The organism is Schaalia sp. (genome assembly GCF_050312375.1).
In the GTDB taxonomy this organism is placed as follows: Bacteria; Actinomycetota; Actinomycetes; order Actinomycetales; family Actinomycetaceae; genus Pauljensenia; species Pauljensenia hyovaginalis.
In genome coordinates this window covers 1-5211 of record NZ_JBNOYB010000112.1, presented here as the reverse complement: position 1 = coordinate 5211, position 5211 = coordinate 1, and the positions used below count along the sequence as shown (strand labels likewise).

General features: G+C 65.6%; 4 protein-coding genes. All 4 read left to right on the top strand.

Annotation, left to right across the window (positions count from 1 at the left end):
- Positions 1–325: 325 nt before the first annotated feature.
- Positions 326–1369: a recombinase family protein gene (locus ACQY7V_RS08995; protein WP_428639876.1), complete on the top strand. Its 1044-nt coding sequence runs from the start codon at positions 326–328 to the stop codon at positions 1367–1369.
- Positions 1370–1495: 126 nt separating this feature from the next.
- The gene (locus tag ACQY7V_RS08990; RefSeq protein ID WP_428639874.1) at positions 1496–1831 is read left to right on the top strand and encodes a hypothetical protein; all 336 of its coding nucleotides are present in this window, start codon (positions 1496–1498) and stop codon (positions 1829–1831) included.
- Between the two features lie 20 nt (positions 1832–1851).
- Positions 1852–2469: a GNAT family N-acetyltransferase gene (locus ACQY7V_RS08985; protein ID WP_303773159.1), complete on the top strand. Its 618-nt coding sequence runs from the start codon at positions 1852–1854 to the stop codon at positions 2467–2469.
- Positions 2470–2581: 112 nt separating this feature from the next.
- A partial coding sequence (acnA, locus tag ACQY7V_RS08980; RefSeq protein WP_428639871.1) for an aconitate hydratase AcnA occupies positions 2582–5211 on the top strand: 2630 nt, incomplete at its 3' end.

Genomic DNA, 5211 nt, shown 5'->3' with positions numbered 1-5211 from the left:
CGGGGCAGCGGCGCTGCTCGCGCTTGTAGGGCCGGACGCTCACGACGATGCGCTCGGCCTCGATGCGCGCGCCCAGGACGACCGTGCGGGCCAGACCGAGGGCGAGAAGTAGTAGACTCTTCATGCGTCACACCTCTTCGGGTGTCTGAATTTGGCTTAGCAATCATAGGCGGATGACGCGGAAACGGCCCCTCCCGGGGCCGTTTCAGTTCCAGATCGTTGTTTTCGCCCGCTGAGCTGGGCCTATGCCGGAATCTCTCCCACAGAAACCACCGAAGAGCCCATCATCAAGGCGCAGCCGAGCAAGCGTCCGGCCTACGTCCTCGTGTTCAAGCTGTCACGCTTCGGGCGCAACGCCGCCGACACTTGGAACTCTCTTCAGACGCTCCAAGACTACGGCGTGGAGCTGTGTTGTGTGAAGGACGGCATCGACTCTGGTACGTCCATGGGTAAGGCGATGCTGTCCATCGCCGCCGTGTTCGCCGAGATGGAGCGTGACAACATCCGCACCCAGACCATGAGCGGACGCGAGGAGAAGGCACGCAAAGGCTACTGGAACGGAGGGCAAGCGCCCTTCGGGTATCGCCTTGTCGATAAGGGCAACAAGTTCAAAGAGCTTGAGGTCGATGAGGACGAGGCGAAGGTCGTGCGTCGCATCTTCGAGATGTACGCGTACGAGAACAAAGGGTCGATGGCGATAGCCACATGGCTGAACAACCATGGAATCAAGAAGAAGCCACGCGGTAACGCACGCATGGACACGTTCTCCAGCGGAACGGTACAGCGCATGATTACCAACCCGGTGTACATCGGAAAGATTGCCTATGGCCGCAGGCGTACCGAGACGATAGAGGGCACGCGCGGAGAGACGCACGTGGTCAAGAGCGACGGCTACGAGATGCACGACGGCCAGCACGATGCGATAATCGACGACGCCACGTGGGCGGCGGCTCAGGCCCTTGTCGGTACGCGCAAGCCGAACATGAAGACGCACGACGACGGCCACGTGAACATGCTCAACGGGCTTCTCGTCTGCCCGGTCTGCGGTCGCAAGATGTCGTCCAAGCCCAACCGTGGGAAGCTCAAGAAGGACGGCACGCGGGGAAAGACGACGTGGGCCTATTATTGCCCGCATACTTCAAAAGCGCGTGGTGCCAGCTGCACGTTCAAAAGCCAGTACCCGCAAGAGTGCGTGGATGCCGAGGTCGTACAGCTCGTGAGCCTTGCATCCCGTTCAGATGCGTTCGTGGATGCCCTGCGCCGGCGCATCGACGACGCGACGGACATCGAGCAGCTGAAGGACGATGTTGAGCGCATAGAGGGCGAGAAGGCCGCTAACGACAAGCGTATGCGCATGCTCATGACGTAGATTGACTCGCTCGACCCCGCCGACAGGAGTTACGAGCGCAAGTTCAACGACCTGCAAAGGCGTCTGGACGACCTATATGACCGCGATGCCGGATTAAGCGACGCACTGGAGGAAGCGCAAGCTAAGATGACCACTGCCGAGAAGCGCACGGACGGAGAGCGCAGGCTTCTGGAGGAGCTTGACCGCATCCCCGAGCTGTTGGAAGGTGCGGACGAGCAGACGCGCTTCGACCTCATCCATGAGGCCGTGAGCGAGGTGCATATCTTACCGGACAAGAACCCGCGAAAAGAGCGCGTGGTCGCTAACGTGACGTTCAAGTGCCCGGTGCGCTTCTTCTGGGAAGAGATTCCCGGTGTAGCCGAAGGGTATACGCCAATGACGCCTGATTCTTTGGGAGAGAATAACTTCCGAGATGACGAGGCACACGTTGAGACCGTCGCGGGCCTCGTCAGGGCGCGTTGAACTCCGTCGAGGGGGAGTCCTTGTCCACTGCGAATCACCCGTGGAGGATCCGGCGGGCGCGGACCGATGATGCGCGGGCCGTGGCGCGGATCTACGCGCCCTACGTCGAGCGCACGGCGATCACCTTCGATGAGACCGCGCCCGCCGAAGAGGACTTCGCGCGGAAGATCGCGTCCACGGAGCGGGTCCATCCCTTCCTCGTCGCCGAGGACGACTCGGGGGCGGTCGTCGGCTACGCCTACGCATCGGCCTTCAAGGAGCGCGCCGCCTACGCGCATTCGGTCGAGGTGAGCGTCTACTGCGACATGGCGTCCAGGGGGCGGGGGCTCGGTTCCGCCCTGTACGCGGCCCTGGAGGGGGTCTTGAGGATTCAGGGCGTCTACAACGCGAACGCCTGCATCACCGCCCCGGCCGGGCCCGATGATCGTGTCGATGACGCTTCGCTGCGCTTTCACAGCAGTCGGGGGTACCGCATGGTCGGCACGTTCCACTCGTGCGGCTACAAGTTCAACCGCTGGTACGACGTCGCGTGGATGGAGAAGATGCTCGGCGAGCATCCGGGGGTTCCCGCGCCCTTCCGCCCGATGTCCTCACTGGGGGCGGATGAGGTGGATGAGGCGATCGCGCATTCGCGCTAGCGGGCGGCGGGCGTCATTCGCGTCCATTCGCACTTGCCGAGGGCGTCCGAGGCAGTAATCTTGATGTCGAGATAAATCTGAGGCGAGGCCTCGCATCCCCACAGGAGGGCACATGACGAGCATCGACACCTTCGGCGCGCGCGCCGAACTCGCAGTGGGCGAGCGCACGTACACCTACTACCGACTCGACGCCCTCAGCGGCCTCGACGCCCTTCCCTACTCGCTCAAGGTCCTCGCCGAGAACCTCTTGCGCACCGAGGACGGGGCGAACATCACGCGCGCGCACATCGAGGCGCTGGCGAACTGGGATCCGGCCGCCGAACCGGACACCGAGATCCAGTTCACCCCCGCCCGCGTCATCATGCAGGACTTCACCGGGGTCCCCTGCATCGTCGACCTCGCGACCATGCGCGAGGCCGTCGCAGAGCTCGGCGGCGACCCCTCGCTCATCAACCCCTTGGCGCCGGCGGAGATGGTCATCGACCACTCCGTCCAGATCGATGTCGCGGGCAGCGCCGACGCCTTCGGGGCGAACATCGCGCGCGAGTACGAGCGCAACGGCGAGCGCTACCAGTTCCTCCGCTGGGGCCAGGGCGCCTTCGACAACTTCAAGGTCGTCCCGCCCTCGACCGGCATCGTCCACCAGGTGAACATCGAGCATCTGGCCCGGACCGTCTTCACGAGGACCGAGGCCGACGGATCGGTCACCGCCTACCCCGACACCTGCGTCGGCACGGACTCGCACACCACGATGGTGAACGGCCTCGGCGTCCTCGGCTGGGGAGTGGGCGGCATCGAGGCCGAGGCCGCGATGCTCGGACAGCCCGTGTCCATGCTCATCCCCCGGGTCGTCGGCTTCAAGCTCACCGGGGCGATCCCCGCGGGCGCGACCGCGACCGATGTGGTCCTCACCATCACGCAGATGCTCCGCGCCCACGGCGTCGTCGGCAAGTTCGTCGAATTCTACGGAGAGGGCGTCGGCGCGGTCCCCCTGGCCAACCGCGCGACGATCGGCAACATGTCGCCCGAGTTCGGCTCGACGGCGGCCATCTTCCCGATCGATGCCGTCACCCTCGACTACCTGCGCCTGACCGGGCGCTCCGAGGAGCGGATCGCCCTGGTCGAGGCCTATGCCAAGGCTCAGGGCCTCTGGCACGACCCCTCGCGCGAGGCCATCTACTCCGAGTACCTCGAACTCGACCTGTCGACCGTCGTCCCCTCGATCGCGGGCCCCAAGCGCCCGCAGGACCGGATCGAGCTCGCGAACTCCAAGTCCTCCTTCAAGGAGACGATCGGCGCCTACGCGCCCGGCGGCGAGCGCGAGGACGTGCCCGTGACCCTCGCGAGCGGCACGGCGACCCGCCTCAACCACGGCGATGTCGCGATCGCCTCGATCACCTCGTGCACGAACACCTCCAACCCCTCGGTGATGATGGCCGCGGGACTCCTCGCGCGCAACGCCGTCGCCCGCGGGCTCACCGCGAAGCCCTGGGTGAAGACCTCCATGGCCCCCGGATCGAAAGTCGTGACCGACTACTACGAGAAGGCCGGCCTGTGGGACGACCTCAACGCCCTGGGCTTCAACCTCGTCGGCTACGGCTGCGCGACCTGCATCGGCAACTCCGGTCCGCTTCCGGCCGAAATCTCCGCAGCGGTCAATGAGAACGACCTCGCCGTCGTCTCGGTCCTGTCGGGCAACCGCAACTTCGAGGGGCGCATCAACCCCGATGTCAAGATGAACTACCTCGCCTCGCCGCCGCTCGTCATCGCTTACGCGATCGCCGGCACCATGGACTTCGATTTCGAGAAGGAGCCCCTGGGGATCGACCCCGCGGACGGGTCCGAGGTCTACCTGCGCGACATCTGGCCGACGCCCGAAGACGTCCAGGCGACCATCGACGCCTCCATCGACCGTTCGATGTTCGAGAACGACTACGCGGACGTCTTCGCCGGGGATGAGCGCTGGCGCTCCCTGGCGACACCCGAGGGCGACACCTTCGCCTGGGACGCCGATTCGACCTACGTGCGCAAGCCCCCGTACTTCAAGGGGATGGGGCTCGAGGCGTCGCCGGTCGCGGACATCCGCGGCGCGAGGGTCCTGCTCAAGCTCGGCGATTCGGTGACGACCGATCACATCTCCCCGGCGGGCGCTTTCAAGCCGGAGACCCCAGCGGGGCGCTACCTGCTGGCGCACGGGGTCGAACGCAAGGATTTCAACTCCTACGGTTCTCGCCGCGGCAACCACGAGGTGATGATCCGCGGCACCTTCGCCAACATCCGCATCCGCAACGAGATGCTCCCCGGGGTCGAGGGCGGTTTCACGAAGAACTTCACCCGCGAGGGCGCTCCCGTCTCCACGGTCTACGACGCTTCCGTCGACTACCTCGCGGCGGGCGTCCCGCTCGTGGTGCTCGGCGGCAAGGAGTACGGCTCGGGGTCCTCGCGGGACTGGGCCGCCAAGGGCACCTCGCTCCTGGGCGTCAAGGCCGTCATCGCCGAGTCCTTCGAGCGCATCCACCGGTCGAACCTGATCGGCATGGGCGTCCTGCCGCTCCAGTTCCCCGAGGGCGAGACCCGTGATTCGCTCGGCCTGACGGGCGACGAGGTCTTCGACATCGAGGGCATCGCGCGGCTGAACGAGGGCGAAACCCCGAAGACGCTGAGGGTGACGGCGACGCGCGAGGACGGGACCGGCGTCGTCTTCGAGGCGCTCGTGCGGATCGACACCCCCGGAGAGGCCGA

Excerpts from the sequence above, each read along its gene's own strand:
- ACQY7V_RS08990 (WP_428639874.1), top strand. The coding sequence starts at position 1,496 with ATGACCACTGCCGAGAAGCGCACGGACGGAGAGCGCAGGCTTCTGGAG.